Raw genomic sequence first — 16,378 nt, 5'->3', positions numbered from 1 at the left:
CGGTTACATTCCGAACCCGGAAGTTAAGCTTCTCTGCGCCGATGGTACTGCACTCGGGAGGGTGTGGGAGAGTAGGTCGCCGCCGGACAATCTTTATAGAAAGGCCCCACGCCTCGGCGTGGGGCCTTTCTTGTTTTGCGGGCTAATCCGCCGCCCGCACCAGCTCGATCAGCTCTGACCTGGGCGGACGCGTCTCTCCGGCCTTCGTGTAATGCCCCGTCCGGGTGTCGACGCGGAAGACAATCTCGTGGAACAGAACGTCCGTCCCGCAGCTCAGCAGAACCTCCTGAGAGCTCGACCACTGACTGACATCGCAAATGCCTGACCTGTCCTTCAGCGGAAGCGAAAGGCGTACGTCGTGGAGCACCTTTCCGGTCCCGGTGTCGATGGTGACCAGCCGGGCCGGGCGGATGTCGGCGCCGCCGGCGGGGAAGTTTCTGGAGACGACCTGCGCGGCCTGGCCCGTCCCGTTCGGGGCCAGGGTGCCGGTCGCCTCGACGGTGCGGAGCCGGGCCGGTAGCGGCGTCGTGGTGGTGCCCGAGGCGTCGATCACCGAGAACGACTTGTCGCCCGCGACCATGAGCCTCGACCCGTCGTCGTCCAGCTCGACCAGCTGTGTGTCCCCGGGCAGCCGCCACATCGTCCGGCCGGTGGCGACGTCCACCACGAAGCCGGGAGGCTCCTTCACGCCGTCCTGTACCGCGGCGTAGGACACGTACAGCCAGCGCCCCTTGTCCAGCAGCGTGGGCCGGGACTCCAGCAGGTCCGTAGCTACCCCTGGCGCGGCCTCCTGGGCCGCGCGGACGGTTCCTCCCACCAGGTCCCGGACCACGAGGCGGCCGTCGCCGGCCCGCTGGTAGGCCAGGTAGCGGCCGTCCGCGGTGAGGTCGACGTGGCCCCCCTTCACCGCGTCCGTGAGCTGCCAGGTCTTCCCGCCGGACGTCACCACGAACCAGTGGTCGCACTTCTGGTCCTGGCTGTCGCACAGGTACGCGTAGGCGGCGGGCTCGCCGGCCTGCGTGGCGGGCCGGGCGCGTACCGGCTGATCCGGGGCACGGGCGGCGGTCCACACCAGGATCAGGGCCGCGCAGGCCGCCACCACGGCGGCGATCACTACAAGTTTCCTCATGACATCCCTCCCATCAGGTTGGATGCCGACGAGGTTCTAGCGGTTTTCGAGGAGGGGCTCGATGCGGTAGGGGATCTGGGTGGACAGGGCGATGGTCGTGTCCGTGCGTCGCACCGCCGGAGACGCCAGGATGCTGGCGATGATCTCCTGCAGGTGTTCGGTGGTGTGCGCGACCACCCGGCACAGCAGGTCGTGCTGGCCGCTCGTGCCGTGCACCTCCAGGATCTGCGGCACGGCACGCAGCGCTTCCACCGCCTCCGTCAGCCGCCCCTGGGCGATCTGCAGCCACACGAACGCCAGGATGGGGTAGCCGGCCCGGGCCGGCGACACGTTCGGGCCGAAGTCCTCGATCACGCCGCGCGCCGTCAGCTTCTCCACCCGGGCCTGTACGGTGCCGCGCGCCACCCCCAGCAGCCGGGCCAACTCCGTCAGGCCGACGCGGGGATGGGCGCGCATGGTCACCAGCAACCTGGCGTCGAGGTCGTCCATGGCGGTCCCTCCCCGGACTGTGCGATTCGACCAGAAGATGTGGACTTCGGGGTGCGGAATCAAGCGTATCGCGCAGCAAAACTGGGCGCTCTTGCCAGGAAAACCCGGAGTTGCTGTCATTTGGAACATGTTTGAGGAAGCACAGTACTTCGCCCCGATCGCTGCCCAGGAAGACGGGTCGGTGGTGGTCGAGCTGTCCGCGTCCCACCCGGGGTTCGCGGACGAGGTCTACCGGGCGCGGCGGAACGCGATCGCGGGGCTGGCGGTCGACTACCGTCCGGGGACGCCCATTCCGGCGGCCGAGTACACCGAGCAGGAGCACGGGGTCTGGGCCCTGGTCACCGGGGAGCTGGCGGTCAAGCACGCCAAGTACGCCACCGCCGAATACCTCGACGGCACCGCGCGGCTGGGGCTGCCGCAGGAGCGGATCCCGCAGCTCGAAGAGGTCTCGCGGCTGCTGGAGCCGCTGACCGGGTTCCGGTATCTGCCCGCCGCGGGGCTGGTGCCGCTGCGGGACTTCTACGGGGTGCTGGCCGACGGCCACTTCCACTCGACGCAGTACATCCGGCACCACTCCGTGCCCTTCTACACGCCGGAGCCCGACGTCATCCACGAGGTGATCGGCCACGCCAACGCGCTGGCCAGTGATCGGTACGCCGCCCTGTACCGCCTGGCCGGGCAGGCCGCGCGGCGGGTCCAGTCCGACGAGGCGCTGGAGTTCGTGTCGAAGGTCTTCTGGTTCACGCTGGAGTTCGGGGTGATGGCGGAAGGGGACGAGCTCAAGGCGTACGGTGCCGGGATCCTGTCGTCGTACGGGGAGATCGAGGAGTTCTGCGGGATGGACATCAGGCCGCTGGACCTGTCCGCCATGGGGACGACGCACTACGACATCACGAAATATCAGGACGTGCTGTTCCGGGCCGAGTCCCTCCAGCATCTGGAGGACGTCGTGGGGGACTTCTGGGCCACGTGCGACGACGATTCGATCGCGAAATTTATCGCCGCTGCCATCTAGCGGCCTGTCACGATTTTTCGTGATAATTCGTCAATGATCGCGGGCCGCGCCCAGGCGATACCACGAGCGGTCATCGCCCTCGCCCTGCTCACAGCTCTCGTACCGATGCCTGCCCAGGTTCAGGCCCGGTCACCGGCGCCCGTGCGGCGGGAGCCCCAGGCGGCCCTGGGCGTGCGCGAGGCGGCCTTCGGGGCGCGGCTGGAGGAGATCTCGGCCGAGGAGAACCTGGCGCCGATCCCGGCCAAGCGGATCGGCGAGCGGCTCGACCGGTATCTCGCGGGCCGGTCCGGGCGGGTCAGCGCCATGGTCAAGGACCTGGCGACCGGCCGGCTCTACCGCTACCACCCGGGCGAGCGCCTGATCACCGCCAGCACGGCCAAGGTGCAGATCCTCATGGCGCTACTGCTGCGGACCTCGTGGAAGAAGCTGCCCGCGGCCGTCCGGCACGACGCCGACCTCATGATCCGCTACAGCGACAACCACGCCGCCGACCGCCTCTGGTTACGCGCCGGCGGCGCGCCCGGCTTCACCAGGGCGGGCAGGACGTTCGGCCTCAAGGACACCCAGGGCGTCCCGGGCGAGTGCGTGGACCTGTACTGCTGGGGAATTACCCGAACGTCGGTGGACGACCAGATCCGCCTCATGCGGGCTCTGGTGTCCGGCAAGAGCCCGCTGAAGGCCAAGGACCGCGGCCAGGTGCTGAATCTCATGGGGCGGGTCGTCGACGGCCAGAACTGGGGCATCAGCGCCGCCGCGTGCGCCGGCGACCGCGTGGCCCTGAAGAACGGCTGGCTCAAGCGCGTCTCGACGAAGCTCTGGGCCACGGTCAGCGTTGGCCTGATCAGGGGCGACGGCCACGACTACGCCGTTGCCGTACTCACCGAGGGAAGTCCCGAGGTGGGGTACGGCATAGCGACGGTCGAAGGCGTGACAAAGCGGATCATGCAGGATTTTCGGAAGTGCCCGGCGTGACCAGGCGGTAGCCGACGCCCCGTACGGTCTGGATGAGCTGGTCGTCCTCGTCGCCCAGGCGGGCGCGCAGGCGTTTGACGTGCACCGCGATCGTGTTCGTCGAGGTGTTGGCCGCGGCGTGCCACACGTGGCGCATGATCTGCTCGCGGGTCACCGTGCGATCGGCGTTGCGCATCAGGTACTGCAGTAATTCGAATTCCCGCAGGGGCAGGTGGACAGCCCGGCCGCCCACCCGTACCTGGTAGGCCTGCACGTCCAGCTCGACGCCGCCCACGGACAGCACCTGGCGGGCGCCGGGCGAGGCCGCGTGGATGAACGGCAGCAGCTCGGCGATCCGGTAGGGCCTGGCCACGCAGGCGGCCGCGCCGGCGGCGAGCGCGCGTACCGCCTGCTCGGCGTGGCCCTCGCCGACGCCGAGCAGGACGGGCACGGCACGTGCGAGCCGTACCGCGCGGACGAACTCCACCGCGTCTATGACCGGCAGGGTGGCCGACACGAGCACCACATCAGGCTGCAGGGCTCCGGCCTGGAGGAGACCCTGAGCCCCGTCGGACGCGCCCGTGACGGACACACCCTCCCTTTCGAGCGCCGTGGCGAGGTCTTCCACGACCGCGCCGTCGGGGTCGGCGATAAGCAGTACGGGCTTCGTCCGCGCGTCCCCGAACACCGTGGATGCCGCCTGCTGTTGGGTCATCAGCCGAAGCGCCCCGTGATGTAATCCTCTGTTGCCTTCTGGGACGGATTGGTGAACATGCGGGACGTCTCGTCCATCTCGATCACCTTGCCGGGCTTGCCCTGCTCAGCGAGGTTGAAGAACGCGGTCCTGTCGCTGACCCGGGCGGCCTGCTGCATGTTGTGGGTGACGATGACGATGGTGTAGTCGTCCTTGAGCTTGGCCATCAGGTCCTCGATGGCCAGCGTGGAGATCGGGTCGAGCGCCGAGCACGGCTCGTCCATCAGCAGGACCTGCGGCTTGACCGCGATGGCCCGGGCGATGCAGAGGCGCTGCTGCTGACCGCCGGACAGGCCGGCGCCCGGCTTGTTCAGGCGGTCCTTGACCTCGTTCCAGAGGTTGGCGCCCTTGAGCGACGCCTCCACGATCCCGTCGAGCTGCGACTTGCCGACCCGGCCGTTGAGCTTGAGGCCGGCGGCCACGTTCTCGTAGATCGACATCGTCGGGAACGGGTTGGGGCGCTGGAAGACCATGCCGATCGACCGGCGCACCGAGACGGGCTCGACGGTGGGGGCGTACAGGTCCTCGCCGTCGAGCAGGACCTTGCCCTCCACGCGCGCGCCCGGGATGACCTCGTGCATACGGTTGAGCGTGCGCAGGAACGTCGACTTGCCGCACCCGGACGGGCCGATGAACGCGGTGATCGAGCGAGGTTCGATGGTCATCGACACGTCCTCGATCGCCTTGTGCGACCCGTAGTACGCGTCGAGACCCGAGACCTGGATCTGCTTGGACATTGCGGCGGAAACCCCCTATCGGCCCCTGGCGGGCGCACGCCACCAGGCGATCAGGCGCGCCACCAGGTTGAGCAGCATGACGATCAGGATGAGCGTGAGGGCGCCGGTCCACGCCCGGTCGACGGCGGTGTCGTTGGGGCGAGCCGCCTGGTCGAACACGAAGAGCGGCAGGCCCATCTGCGGCCCGGTGAACGGATCGTTGTTGATGGAGTTGGTGAAGAACACCGTCATCAGCAGCGGCGCGGTCTCGCCGGCGACGCGGGCCACGGCCAGCATGACGCCGGTGACGATGCCGGTGAACGCCGTCGGCAGCACGACCTTCATGATCGTGCGCCACTTGGCCACACCCAGCGCGTACGAGGCCTCGCGCAGGTCGTTGGGCACCAGCCGGAGCATTTCCTCGGCCGATCTGACCACGGTCGGCATCATCAGGATCGACAGCGCCAGCGCGCCCGCCCAGCCGGAGAACTGGAAGCCCAGGACGAGGATCCAGAACGCGAAGACGAACAGGCCGGAGACGACCGAGGGGATGCCGGTCATGACGTCCACGAAGAAGCTGATCGACCGGCTCAGGCGGCCGCCGTTGCCGTACTCGACCAGGTAGATCGCGGTGAGCAGGCCGATGGGGACCGAGATGGCCGAGGCGAGCAGGACCTGCTCCAGAGTCCCGATGATCGCGTGGTATGCGCCGCCGCCCGCGTCGCGGGCGCCGATGCCGCGCATCGAGTGGGTCAGGAACTCGAGGTCGAACCGGGCCATGCCGTTGGAGATGACCAGCCAGAGCACCGAGATGAGCGGCACCACGGCCAGCGCGAACGCCAGGTAGACCAGCCCCTGGACGATCTTGTCCTTGATCCGGCGGCTGGTCGAGATGTGCTGGAGTGCTGTCATGCGCCGGCCCTCGAGTACTCTTTGCGGCGGTTGATGATGAGGCGCGCTCCCATGTTCACCAGCAGCGTGATGACGAACAGCACCAGACCGGAGGCGATCAGCGCTCCGCGGCCGATCTCGGTCGCCTCGCCGAAGCCGTTGGCGATGTTCGCCGCGATGCTGTTGGCGTGCGGCGTGAGGATCTCGAACGTGATGTCGAAGGTCGCGGGGAAGATCAGCGCGACCGCGATGGTCTCGCCCATGGCGCGGCCGAGGCCGAGCATGGCGGCGCTGATGACGCCCGGGCGGCCGAACGGCAGCACGGCCATCCTGATCATCTCCCAGCGGGTGGCGCCGAGCGCCAGGGCCGCCTCTTCGTTCATCTTCGGCGCCTGGAGGAACACCTCACGAGAGATCGCCGCGATGATCGGCAGGATCATGATCGCCAGCACGATCGAGCCCGCGAGCATGGTCTTGCCGCCGATGGCTCCTTCTCCGGCGAACAGCGGGAACCAGCCGAAGGTCTCGTTGAGCCACTGGGACGGCTCTCGGATCAGCGGCACCAGGAACGCCAGGCCCCACAGGCCGTAGACCACACTGGGCACGGCGGCGAGCAGGTCGACCAGGTAGCCGAGCCCCGCGGCCAGGCGGCGGGGCGCGTAGTGGGAGATGAACAGCGCCACGCCGACCGCGATCGGGGTGGCGATGACGAGCGCGAGTGCCGAGCTGAGCACGGTGCCGAAGGCCAGGGCGGCGATGCCGAACACCTTCTGGCCGTTGGGGTCCCAGGTCAGCTCGGTGAAGAAGGACGCCTTGTTCGCCTGCAGGGCGGGGATCGCCTCGCTGATGAGGAACACGGCGATGGCCGCCATGATCGCCAGCAGGAGGACGCCCGCCGCCGTGGAGAGGAAGCGGAAGGTGCCTTCACCATGGCTGCGCCGCGAGGCGGACCGGCTCATGGCCGGTCCGCCGTCACGGGTCTTCAGATCGTTGGCCATCGGCGGCTAGGAGATCGCCTCGACAGCGGTGCGGACCTTGGTGAGCAGGTCGCCGGCCAGCGGGGCGTAGCCCAGCTCCTTCAGGGCCGCCTGACCCTCGTCACTGGCGGTGTAGGTGAGGAAGCCCTTGACCAGCTTCGTCTCCTCCGCCGACAGGCCCTTCTCGCAGGTGATCTCGTACGTCACCAGGACGATCGGGTAGGCGCCCGGGGTCTTGGTGGCGTAGTCGATCGACAGGGCGAGGTCGTTGCCGGTGCCCTTGACCGTGGCGGTCTCGATGGTCTTGGCCGCGCTCTCGGGGGTGAGCTCGACGAACTCGTTGGCGCCGTTGGCGACCTTGGCCTTCTGCAGCGAGGAGTTCTCGGCGTAGGAGAGCTCGACGTAGCTGATGGCGCCCTCGGTGTCCTTCACCGAGGAGGCGATGCCGTCGGAGCCCTTGGCACCCTGGCCCTTGGCCTCGGCGGGCCACGCCTTGGCGGGCTCGTAGGCCCAACCGGCGGTGGCCTTGAGGAACTTGGTGAAGTTGTCGCTGGTGCCCGACTCGTCCGAGCGGTGGAACGCCTGGATCGGGGTGGCGGGCAGCTTGGCGCTGGGGTTGTCGGCCTTGATGGCGGCGTCGTCCCACTTGGTGATCTTGCTGTCGAAGATGCCGCCGAGGGTCTTCGGCGACAGCTGCAGGCCCTCGACGCCGGGCAGGTTGTAGACCACCGCGATGGGGCCGGTCACCATCGGGATGTTGATGGCCTTGCCGGTCTTGCAGCGGGCGTCGGCCTGCGCGGGCTGGTCATCCTTCAGCGCCGAGTCAGAGCCGGCGAAGGCGATCGTGCCCTGAATGAACGACTGCACACCCGCGCCGGAGCCGCTGGGCTGGTAATTGATCGTGACACCGGGGTTCGTGGCCGTGAAGTTCTTCGTCCACTCGGTGATCGCATTGGCCTGGGCCGAGGATCCGGCGGCGTTGATCGTGCCACTCAGACCATTGTCATTGCCCGCGGCGGGCGCGCTGGCGGACGAGGTGCTCCCCGCAGGGGCATTGTTGTCTGTGCCGCACGCAGCGAGGGAGAGCGCGCCGACGACGGCGACGGCGGCGAGCCGGCCTGCATACTTCACGGTTGGGTTTCCTCCCACTTGGTCCTTAGTCGCCATGAAAGCTATGCAGCCAAGGTGACCGCAGCCCCCTGACAAGGGTGAACGTTCGGTGAACGGGCCCGGTCGCCCCCATGATGGGAGTTATGACTTATCGCGTATGCCTGGTGTGCATGGGCAACATCTGCCGATCCCCCATGGCGGAGGTGGTGCTCCGCCAGACGCTCGAGGAGCGCGGGCTGGGTGACCGCGTCACCGTGGAGAGCGCCGGAACCGGCGGCTGGCACGCCGGGGACCCCATGGACGAGCGGGCGCTGGCCATCCTCGAACAGCACGGTTACGACGGCTCGGCGCACCGGGCCCGGCAGTTCACCAAGGACTGGTTCGACCGCTACGACCTGGTGCTGGCCATGGACCGGGACAACCTGGCCAATCTGCGGCGGATGGCGCCCGCGGGGGTGGAGGCTCGGCTGTTCCGCTCGTTCGATCCCGCGGCGGAGGAGGGGGCCGAGGTGCCTGATCCGTACTACGGGGGCCGCGAGGGGTTCGAGGAGGTGCTCGGGCTGGTCGAGTCGGCCTCCGAGGGCGTGGCCAAGCACATCGCCGATGAGATCGACTGAGGAGCTGGGCGCGTCGCACGGCCGGCGGCTGCTGCGGGGCGTGCTGGACGACGGGCGCGAGGTGTTCGCCAAGACCGGGGACGCCTCCGAGGTGTTCGCCTCGGAGGCCGCCGGGCTGCGGTGGCTGGGCGAGGCCATCGAGGTGCCCGAGGTGGTGGAGGTGGGGCCCGATCGGCTGGTGTTGTCGTGGGTGCGGGAGGAGGCGCCCAGCGCGGCGGCGGCCGAGCGGTTCGGGCGTTCGCTGGCCCGGCTGCACCGGTCGGAGGCCGCGGACTTCGGGGCGCCGTGGCCGGGGTTCATCGCCGAGCTGCCGATGGACAACTCGCCCGCGCCGGACTGGCCCGCCTTCTACGCCATCCGGCGGGTGCTGCCCTTCCTGCGGCAGGCGCGGCTGCCCGCCGCGGACGTGGCGCTCATCGAGCGGGCCGTGGAGCGATTCGCCGAGGTCGCGGGGCCTGCCGAGCCGCCCGCGCGCATCCACGGGGACCTGTGGAACGGGAACGTGCTGTGGTCGGGCGGGTCGGGTGTGCTGATCGATCCGGCGGCCCACGGCGGGCACCGGGAGACCGATCTGGCCATGCTGGCGCTGTTCGGGCTGCCGTACCTCGATCGGGTGCTGGGGGCCTACCGGGAGGAGTTCCCGCCGGCGGAGGGGTGGCGGGGGCGGGTGCCGCTGCACCAGCTGCATCCACTGCTCGTTCACGTGGTGTTGTTCGGCGGGTCCTATCGTGACGGGTTGATGAACGCGGTGCGGGCGGTGCTGGCGCTCTAGCCGGTCTTGCGTTTGCGGTAGGCGCGTTGCTGGCAGGCGCGGGAGCAGTAGACGCGGGGACGGCCGGACGGCGCGGGCTCCAGTGGTGTGCCGCATTCCGGACAGCTGGAGCTTTCGTCACGACTTTCATCACGCTCGTGGACGAGGACCTCGATGCCGTCGAGCTGGCGGCGCAGGCCGAACTCGAACGAGTCCTCCGGGTGGTCCCAGCCGCCCTCCTCCCAGAGGCGGGAAAGGGTGGGGAAGCTGTTGAGGCGCTCGTAGAGGGCGTCCTGCGCGCCCCACCACTCCTGCTCGGACACGCCGCTGCGCCGCTCCTCGCGCAGGGTCTCGACCAGGGTCAGGGCCTCGGCGTCCACGAACCGGCCCAGCATGTTCACGACGGCGATCACCTCGGACGGGGTGAGGCCGGTGTCGGCGAGGGTGCTCAGCATGTGGTCGAAGTGCGCGATGGCGTTGGGGCCGGGCAGGTGGCGGGTGCCGCGCACCTCGGCCATCCAGGGGTGCCGCCGGCGCAGCCGCCATCCCTGCCTGGCCGCGGCCTCCAGCCGCTCCCGCCATCCCTGCCCTTTTTCGGGCGGGTCCGGCCGCTCGCCGTAGGCCTCGTCGAGCATCAGGTCCACGAGCTGGTCGCGGCCGGGGACGTGGCGGTAGAGGGACATGGTCGTGAAGCCGAGCCGGTCGGCGACCTTGCGCATCGACAGGCCCTCCAGGCCCTCGGCGTCGGCGATCTCGATGGCGGCCCGCACGATCCTGCCCACGCTCAGGCCGGGTCTCGGCTCGCGGTCCTGCTCCCGCCAGAGCAGCTCGATGTCGGGGTCGGTTGTCATATCGCCTCCTCCTGTTTATGGTGTCTACTACGTGTACGGCATAAACAGCAAAGGCGGTCTTCGATGTTCCACTTCCACGTCTCATCCTCCGGCGACGACTCCGGGCCCGGCTCGGCCGATCGCCCGTTCGCCACTCTTTCACGCGCGCGCTCCGCGGCCCGCGAGGCGGCCGGCGGCGCCCTCGTACACCTCCGGGGCGGGACCCACGTGCTCACGGAGCCGTTCTCGCTCGGCGAGGCCGACTCGGGGACGGTCTACCAGGCGTACGGGCACGGCACGCCCGAGCAGGAGGAGGCGGTGGTGAGCGGCGGCCGGCCGATCACGGGGTGGCAGGTGCGGGACGGCGTCTGGGCGGCGGAGGTCGGCGACCTCGACACGCGCCAGCTGTACGTGGACGGCCGCCGGGCCGAGCGCGCCTGGATCGCCGGCCTGCCCGGCGACGCTCGGGCGACCGCCACCGGTTACGTCACGGACGAGCCGCTCGGGTGGCGGAGCCCGGGGGACGTCGAGTTCGTCCATCGGGGCGTCTATCCGTGGACCGAGGCTCGCTGCGGGGTGGCGTCGGTGTCCGGAGGCACGGTGATCACGATGGCGCAGCCGGCGTTCGGGTGGGCGACCGAGCTGTACAACTCCACCTGGGATGGGCAGACGTCGCGCGGTCCTGGGCTGCCGACCAGGATCGAGAACGACCCGAGCTTCCTGCGCGAGCCCGGGACCTTCGTGCTCGACCGCTCGCGTCCCGGGCGCCACGTGCTGCTCTACCTGCCCCGGCCGGGGGAGGATCCCGCTCGTACGCGGGTGGTGGCGCCCGTGCTGGAGACGCTCGTGAGCGTCGTGGGGGCGCGGGACGTGGCGTTCAAGGGGCTGGTGTTCGCGGACGCGACGTGGCTGCGGCCGAGCCGCCCGGAGGGGTTCCTGCATTATCACGGGAACGGCTACTACGAGGGCGGGGGTGTCGAGACGGCGGTTCTCGGCGAGGGGGCGTCCGTGACGTATCCGACCGCTTCCGTGACGATTCCCTCTTGTGTGACGTTCGAGGATGCGGTCGGGGCCGAGATCGAGGGCTGCCGGTTCACCCGGCTCGGGGCCACGGGGCTGGGGGTCTCCGGCGGCGCCGATCTGGTGGTGCGGGCGTGTGACTTCAACACCCTGTCGGGCGGCGGCGTCGTGGTGTCCGGGGCGCGGAACGCCTCGATCGAGGACAACAGGGTTCACCACGTCGGGCTCGAATACAGCGGCTCGCCAGGGATCGGCGTGACGGGCACGTACGGATGCGTGGTCGCGAACAACGAGGTCACGGACGTCCCGCACTGCGGCATCGTCGTCGGCCCGGGGGAGGGCACGCGCGTCCTCCGCAACCTCACCAAGGACACCATGGGGGTGCTGGCCGACGGGGGCGGCGTCTACCTGTCCGGGCGGCAGGGCGACTCGGCCGAGAACCAGGCGCTGGTGCAGGGGAACGTCATCAAGGACACGCGGACGCCGTACAACTTCGCGCTCTACGCCGACTACGGCGCCTCGTGGGTGACGATCGAGGGGAACGTCGTCATGCGGGCCGACAACACCGCCGTCCTGGAGGTCGGACCGCCGCTGGAGAACGTGGTCTTCCGGGGCAACTTCTGGGACTCCGACCCCATCGGCCACGACAACCCGCCGAGCGGGGTCGGCTACGAGGGCAACGTGACGATCAAGGACGGCTCCGAGCTCGACGCCGCCACCGCCGACATCCAGTCCCGGGCGGGGGTCAGGAGAGCAGAGTGGTCCCGTTGAGGCGGTTGATCACCTCGGTGTGCAGGATGCCGTTCGTGCAGACCAGGCTGCCGCCCTCCAGGCCCTTCACGCCGGAGACGTCGGTCCACTTGCCGCCGGCCTCCTCGAGGATCACGGTGAGCGCCGCCATGTCCCACGGTGACAGCTCGGGCTCGGCCGACAGGTCCACCGATCCCTCGGCGACCATCATGTGCGACCAGAAGTCCCCGTACGCCCTGGTACGCCAGCAGGATCGGCTGAGGTCGAGGAAGTTGTCGAGCTTGCCCGTCTTCTCCCATCCGCCGAAGCTGGAGTAGGAGAACGACGCGTCCTCCAGGCTCGACACGGAGGACACCTGCATCCGGGACGCCTTGGTCAGGCTCTTACCGGTCCACGCGCCGCCCTCGGTCGCCGCCCACCACCGCCGGCCGAGCGCGGGGGCCGACACCAGGCCGACGACGACCCTGCCGTACTCCATGAGCGCGATGAGGGTCGCCCAGACGGGGACGCCGCGCACGTAGTTCTTCGTGCCGTCGATGGGGTCGATGATCCACGAACGGGCGCCCCAGCCGGTCTTCCCGAACTCCTCGCCCACCACGGCGTCGCGCGGCCTGGCGCGGCGCAACGTGCCCCGGATGGCCTCCTCCACGGTGCGGTCGGCGTCGCTGACCGGGGTCAGATCGGGCTTGGTGTCGACCTTGAGATCGACCGCCTTGAACCGCCGCATGGTCAGGTCGTCGGCGGCGTCCGCCATGACGTGCGCCAGTCGAAGATCGTCGTTGTAACCCTGCACGATCGCCCACGCTACCGTGTCGGCCATACAGAACATCAGTCACCAACGCCCCTTTTCTAGTAACGGTGTCTATCTCGCGCGTGTCGCCACCGCTCCGGAGCGTGGTGTCGCCGGCACGGGAACACCACGCCACCGCCAGGCGGGAGCCCACCGCCCGCCCCAGCCCCCCGACTGGCGGCAGGCCACCGGTGGCGCTTTTGCACACGCCTTGGCCGGGGCTCAGGGGGCGCGCGGCCTCGGCGGAGGCATCGGCGGGCTGCGGCCGGTGTGGCGGGGCTATGCGGTGGTGCGGTGGTGCGTCGGGCTACCGGACGACGTGGCGCGGTGCGGTGCGGCGAGCTTCCCGGGCGTGGCGGGCGGTGTGGCGAGCTGTCGAGCGACGTGGTGCGGTGTGGCGGGCTTGGGGTGGTGCGGTCCCCCGGCGTCTCGCTGCAGGTCGGTGCGGTGCGATGGGGCGGTGCGATGGGGCGGTGCGATGGGGCGGTGCGATGGGATGGCGTGCTGCCCGGCGGCGCGCTGTGGCGTGGTGTGGTGCGAGCGACGCATTGCCCCCGCGCGCATTGCGTCAGCGCGACGCCCTTGACGTGGGTCGGTGGCTGATGTCCCGGATGCGGCTTGGTGGGTGGGTGTCTCGGGTGCGACCGGTGGGCGGGGCGTGGGTGATGGATGTTTCGGGTGTGATCCGTGGGAGGGCCTGGCCGGCGGGGTCAGGGGGTGTCGTCGAGGGTGCCTTCGCGGCTGGAGAGGAGGCGGCGGAGGGATTCGAGGCGGGCCGGGCCGGCGTTGCCGGCGGCGACCCAGGCGTCGAGGGCGCACTCCGGGCCCAGGTGCGTGCAGCCCTTCGGGCAGTCGACCGTGCCCTCCACCAGGTCCGGGAACGCGGCCAACACCGTCTCCATGGACACGTGGGCCAGGCCGAAGCTGCGCACGCCCGGGGTGTCGATGATCCAGCCGCTCTCCGGCAGCTCCAGGGCCACGGCCGAGGTGGAGGTATGGCGGCCGCGGCCCGTTACGGCGTTGACCTGGGAGACGGCGCGATTGGCGTCCGGGACCAGGGCGTTGACCAGGGTGGACTTGCCGACGCCCGAATGGCCGACCAGAACGCTGACGCGGCCCTTCAGGTGGTCGCGGAGCTCCTCCAGGGAGCCGCCCTTGTGGACGACGACGTGCGGGACGCCCAAGGGCTCGTACAGGGCCACCAGCTCGTCGGGCGGGGCGAGGTCGGACTTGGTGAGGCAGAGCAGGGTGTCGATCTCGGCGTCGAAGGCGGCCACCAGGATGCGGTCGATCATGCGGGGCCGGGGCGGCGGGTCGGCCAGGGCGGTGACGATGACGAGCTGGTCGGCGTTGGCCACGACCGGGCGCTCGATGCCGTCGGTGTCCTCGGTGTCGTCGGCCGAGCGGCGCAGCATCGACGTGCGGGGCTCCACGCGGACGACCCTGGCCAGGGTGTCGGGGCGGCCCGAGACGTCGCCGACGAGGGCCACCCGATCGCCCACCACGATGCCCTTGCGGCCCAGCTCACGGGCCTTCATGGCGACCACCAGGCGGCGCTGCGGCTGCTGCTTGCGTTTCTGCGCGGACCCCTTCGGGCGCTCCGGCTCGACCAGCGTCGTGTAGCGGCCGCGGTCCACGGCCACCACGAAGCCCTCCACGGCGTCCTCGTGCGCAGGGCGGATCCGGGTCCGCGGCCTGGAGCCCTTGCCCGGCCTGACCCGTACGTCGTCCTCGTCGTACTCCCGCTTCCTCAGCGGTCTGCTCCCATGCCCTCGCTCGCTTTCCCTCGATGACCTGTGCGGTGTCCCCCGGCTCGGCCAGGAGGCATGTCGGCCGGTCGGTGCTGATGGGGGATCGAACGCCGCCGCGGGCAGGCCGGGGTGGCGCCGTGCTGGTGGATCTCTGCCTCGCCGTACGGGTGGCGGACCCTCACGGGTCGCCCATTTCCGACGTGCCCGGCGTTTCCAGCGCGAAACCCGCGCCCAAGGGCAGGCGCCGCCGGGTCACCGCGCCTCCAGCATGCCTGCCCACATCTGGACGAACTCCGGCAGGGTCTTGGCGGTCGTCGCGATGTTCTCCACCTCGACGTCGGGCACCCTGAGACCGATCACGGCTCCGGCCGTGGCCATGCGGTGATCGTCGTAGCTGTGGAAGGTGCCGCCGTGCAGCGCGCGGGGGCGGATGATCAGGCCGTCGGCGGTCTCCTCCGCGTCGCCGCCCAGCCGGTTGATCTCGGTGGCCAGCGCGGCCAGCCGGTCGGTCTCGTGGCCGCGCAGGTGGGCGATGCCCCGGATGCGGCTCGGGGTGGTCGCGAGCGCGGCGAGGGCGGCGATCGTCGGGGTCAGCTCGCCCACCTCGTGGAGGTCGGCGTCGATGCCGGTGATCTCGCCGGTGGGCCGCCCGGTGACCACCAGGTCGGCTCCGTCGGGGGAGCGGGCCACGGTGGCGCCCATCGCGGTGAGCAGGCCGCGCAGCGCGTCGCCGGGCTGCGTGGTGTGGGCCGGCCAGGTGGGGATCGTGACGGTGCCCCCCGTGACCAGGGCGGCGGCCAGGAACGGGGCCGCGTTGGACAGGTCGGGCTCGACCGTCATGTCCCTGGCCGCGATCGGGCCGGGCTCGACGCGCCACACGTCGGACTCGCTGTCGTCCACGGTGACGCCGGCCGCCCTGAGCATCTCCACGGTCATCTCGATGTGCGGCTGCGAGGGCACCGGCGGGCCCACATGGCGGATCGTGATGCCCTTCTCGAACCGCGCCGCCGTCAGCATCAGCCCCGACACGAACTGCGACGAGCCAGACGCGTCCAGCGTGACCTCGCCGCCCACCAGCGGCCCGCTGATCGTGAACGGCAGCGCGTCGTTGTCGATCCTGGCGCCCAGCGAGCGCAGGGCGTCGAGGATGGGGCCCATCGGACGCTTGCGGGCGTGCGGGTCGCCGTCGAAGGAGACCGGCCCGTCGGCCAGGGCGGCCACCGGCGGGACGAACCGCATGACCGTGCCGGCCAGGCCCGCGTCGATGCTCGCGCCGCCCCGGATCGGGCCCGGCGTCACGTGCCAGTCGACCGCCGTGGCGCTCTCGTCGGCGGGCGTCAGGGTGGCGCCCAGGGCTCGCAGGGCGGACGCCATCAGGTCCGCGTCGCGGCTGCGCAGCGCCCGGCGCACGACGCCGGGGCCGTCGGCGAGCGCGGCCAGGACGAGCGCGCGGTTGGTCACCGACTTGGAGCCGGGCAGCGGGACGGTGGCGGTGACCGGAGCGGTCGCCGTGGGCGCGGGCCAGTGCGGAGCGGGCATGGTCAAAGAGTACTGGGAGTGGTAGGGCGAGGGTCACAGCCTGTGGACAGCGCCCGAACGTGCCGTCGCGCCTGTGGACAACACCCGGACGACACTTTGGCAACGCCCTCCGGGGCGGCAGGGGCGGATGAGGCAAACCCGCCGAGTGACCGGGCGGGTGGCGCGAACCCGTCGGGTGGTCTGGGTGGATGGTGCGAGCCCGTCGGGTGGTCTGGGCAGGTGGTGCGAGCCCGTCGGGTGGCCTTGTCTGGTGGCGCGAACCTGTTGGGTGGCCTTGTCTGGTGGCGCGAACCTGTTG

16 protein-coding genes and 1 rRNA gene are annotated in these 16,378 nt (G+C 70.4%); 6 read left to right on the top strand and 11 right to left on the bottom strand.

The window, feature by feature from the left end; genetic code table 11:
* A 5S ribosomal RNA gene (gene rrf / locus ABZS69_RS49600) occupies window positions 1–88 on the top strand; the annotation flags it as partial.
* A 54-nt stretch (window positions 89–142) separates the two neighbouring features.
* Here rrf and ABZS69_RS49595 read toward each other — a convergent pair.
* Together ABZS69_RS49595 and ABZS69_RS49590 are read right to left on the bottom strand one after the other, a co-directional pair.
* Complete coding sequence (locus ABZS69_RS49595; protein WP_355386615.1) at window positions 143–1,129, bottom strand: hypothetical protein; 987 nt, start codon at window positions 1,127–1,129, stop codon at window positions 143–145.
* Between the two features lie 36 nt (window positions 1,130–1,165).
* On the bottom strand, window positions 1,166–1,618 hold the full coding sequence (locus ABZS69_RS49590) for an Lrp/AsnC family transcriptional regulator (RefSeq protein WP_355386612.1): 453 nt from the start codon (window positions 1,616–1,618) through the stop codon (window positions 1,166–1,168).
* Between the two features lie 127 nt (window positions 1,619–1,745).
* On the opposite strand from ABZS69_RS49590, the gene ABZS69_RS49585 reads away from it, so the two are divergent.
* On the top strand, window positions 1,746–2,633 hold the full coding sequence (locus ABZS69_RS49585; RefSeq protein WP_355386609.1) for a phenylalanine 4-monooxygenase: 888 nt from the start codon (window positions 1,746–1,748) through the stop codon (window positions 2,631–2,633).
* A 33-nt stretch (window positions 2,634–2,666) separates the two neighbouring features.
* Complete coding sequence (locus tag ABZS69_RS49580) at window positions 2,667–3,605, top strand: serine hydrolase (protein ID WP_355386606.1); 939 nt, start codon at window positions 2,667–2,669, stop codon at window positions 3,603–3,605.
* On the opposite strand, the gene ABZS69_RS49575 is transcribed toward ABZS69_RS49580, so the two are convergent.
* From ABZS69_RS49575 to pstS, 5 genes are read right to left on the bottom strand one after another with little or no spacing between them, the layout of a single operon-like run.
* Window positions 3,574–4,299 carry a response regulator transcription factor gene (locus ABZS69_RS49575; protein WP_355386603.1) on the bottom strand — a complete coding sequence of 242 codons (726 nt, stop codon included), beginning with the start codon at window positions 4,297–4,299 and terminating at the stop codon, window positions 3,574–3,576. The two genes, ABZS69_RS49580 and ABZS69_RS49575, sit on opposite strands and share 32 nt — an antisense overlap.
* On the bottom strand, window positions 4,299–5,075 hold the full coding sequence (gene pstB, locus ABZS69_RS49570; RefSeq protein WP_355386600.1) for a phosphate ABC transporter ATP-binding protein PstB: 777 nt from the start codon (window positions 5,073–5,075) through the stop codon (window positions 4,299–4,301). Before pstB ends, ABZS69_RS49575 begins: the two co-directional genes overlap by 1 nt.
* A gap of 15 nt (window positions 5,076–5,090) precedes the next feature.
* Window positions 5,091–5,966: a phosphate ABC transporter permease PstA gene (gene pstA, locus ABZS69_RS49565; protein ID WP_355386597.1), complete on the bottom strand. Its 876-nt coding sequence runs from the start codon at window positions 5,964–5,966 to the stop codon at window positions 5,091–5,093.
* A complete protein-coding gene (gene pstC, locus ABZS69_RS49560) occupies window positions 5,963–6,943 on the bottom strand; it encodes a phosphate ABC transporter permease subunit PstC (RefSeq protein ID WP_355386594.1) in 981 nt (326 codons plus the stop codon). Before pstC ends, pstA begins: the two co-directional genes overlap by 4 nt.
* A 6-nt stretch (window positions 6,944–6,949) precedes the next feature.
* A complete protein-coding gene (gene pstS, locus ABZS69_RS49555) occupies window positions 6,950–8,053 on the bottom strand; it encodes a phosphate ABC transporter substrate-binding protein PstS (protein ID WP_355386591.1) in 1,104 nt (367 codons plus the stop codon).
* 122 nt (window positions 8,054–8,175) lie between these two features.
* Here pstS and ABZS69_RS49550 point away from each other — a divergent pair, with 122 nt between their 5' ends.
* Together ABZS69_RS49550 and ABZS69_RS49545 are read left to right on the top strand one after the other, a co-directional pair.
* Window positions 8,176–8,649: a low molecular weight protein-tyrosine-phosphatase gene (locus ABZS69_RS49550; protein ID WP_355386588.1), complete on the top strand. Its 474-nt coding sequence runs from the start codon at window positions 8,176–8,178 to the stop codon at window positions 8,647–8,649.
* The gene (locus ABZS69_RS49545; RefSeq protein ID WP_355386586.1) at window positions 8,636–9,421 is read left to right on the top strand and encodes a fructosamine kinase family protein; all 786 of its coding nucleotides are present in this window, start codon (window positions 8,636–8,638) and stop codon (window positions 9,419–9,421) included. Before ABZS69_RS49550 ends, ABZS69_RS49545 begins: the two co-directional genes overlap by 14 nt.
* Here ABZS69_RS49545 and ABZS69_RS49540 read toward each other — a convergent pair.
* Window positions 9,418–10,251, bottom strand: coding sequence for a TetR/AcrR family transcriptional regulator (locus ABZS69_RS49540; protein ID WP_355386583.1), 834 nt, complete (start codon window positions 10,249–10,251; stop codon window positions 9,418–9,420). The genes ABZS69_RS49545 and ABZS69_RS49540 overlap by 4 nt on opposite strands.
* A 63-nt stretch (window positions 10,252–10,314) precedes the next feature.
* Between ABZS69_RS49540 and ABZS69_RS49535 the strand changes: the two genes are divergently transcribed.
* Window positions 10,315–12,021, top strand: coding sequence for a right-handed parallel beta-helix repeat-containing protein (locus ABZS69_RS49535; protein WP_355386581.1), 1,707 nt, complete (start codon window positions 10,315–10,317; stop codon window positions 12,019–12,021).
* Here ABZS69_RS49535 and hisN read toward each other — a convergent pair.
* From hisN to aroA, 3 genes are all read right to left on the bottom strand, one after another.
* Window positions 11,996–12,793, bottom strand: coding sequence for a histidinol-phosphatase (gene hisN / locus ABZS69_RS49530; protein WP_355386642.1), 798 nt, complete (start codon window positions 12,791–12,793; stop codon window positions 11,996–11,998). The two genes, ABZS69_RS49535 and hisN, sit on opposite strands and share 26 nt — an antisense overlap.
* A 707-nt stretch (window positions 12,794–13,500) precedes the next feature.
* A complete protein-coding gene (rsgA, locus tag ABZS69_RS49525) occupies window positions 13,501–14,544 on the bottom strand; it encodes a ribosome small subunit-dependent GTPase A (RefSeq protein WP_355386639.1) in 1,044 nt (347 codons plus the stop codon).
* A 249-nt stretch (window positions 14,545–14,793) separates the two neighbouring features.
* Window positions 14,794–16,080 carry a 3-phosphoshikimate 1-carboxyvinyltransferase gene (aroA, locus tag ABZS69_RS49520; protein WP_355386579.1) on the bottom strand — a complete coding sequence of 429 codons (1,287 nt, stop codon included), beginning with the start codon at window positions 16,078–16,080 and terminating at the stop codon, window positions 14,794–14,796.
* Window positions 16,081–16,378 lie beyond the last annotated feature (298 nt).

The sequence above is a fragment of the Nonomuraea sp. NPDC005650 genome (assembly GCF_040605375.1).
Classification (GTDB): domain Bacteria; phylum Actinomycetota; class Actinomycetes; order Streptosporangiales; family Streptosporangiaceae; genus Nonomuraea.
This window is presented reverse-complemented; position numbering and strand designations above follow the sequence as displayed.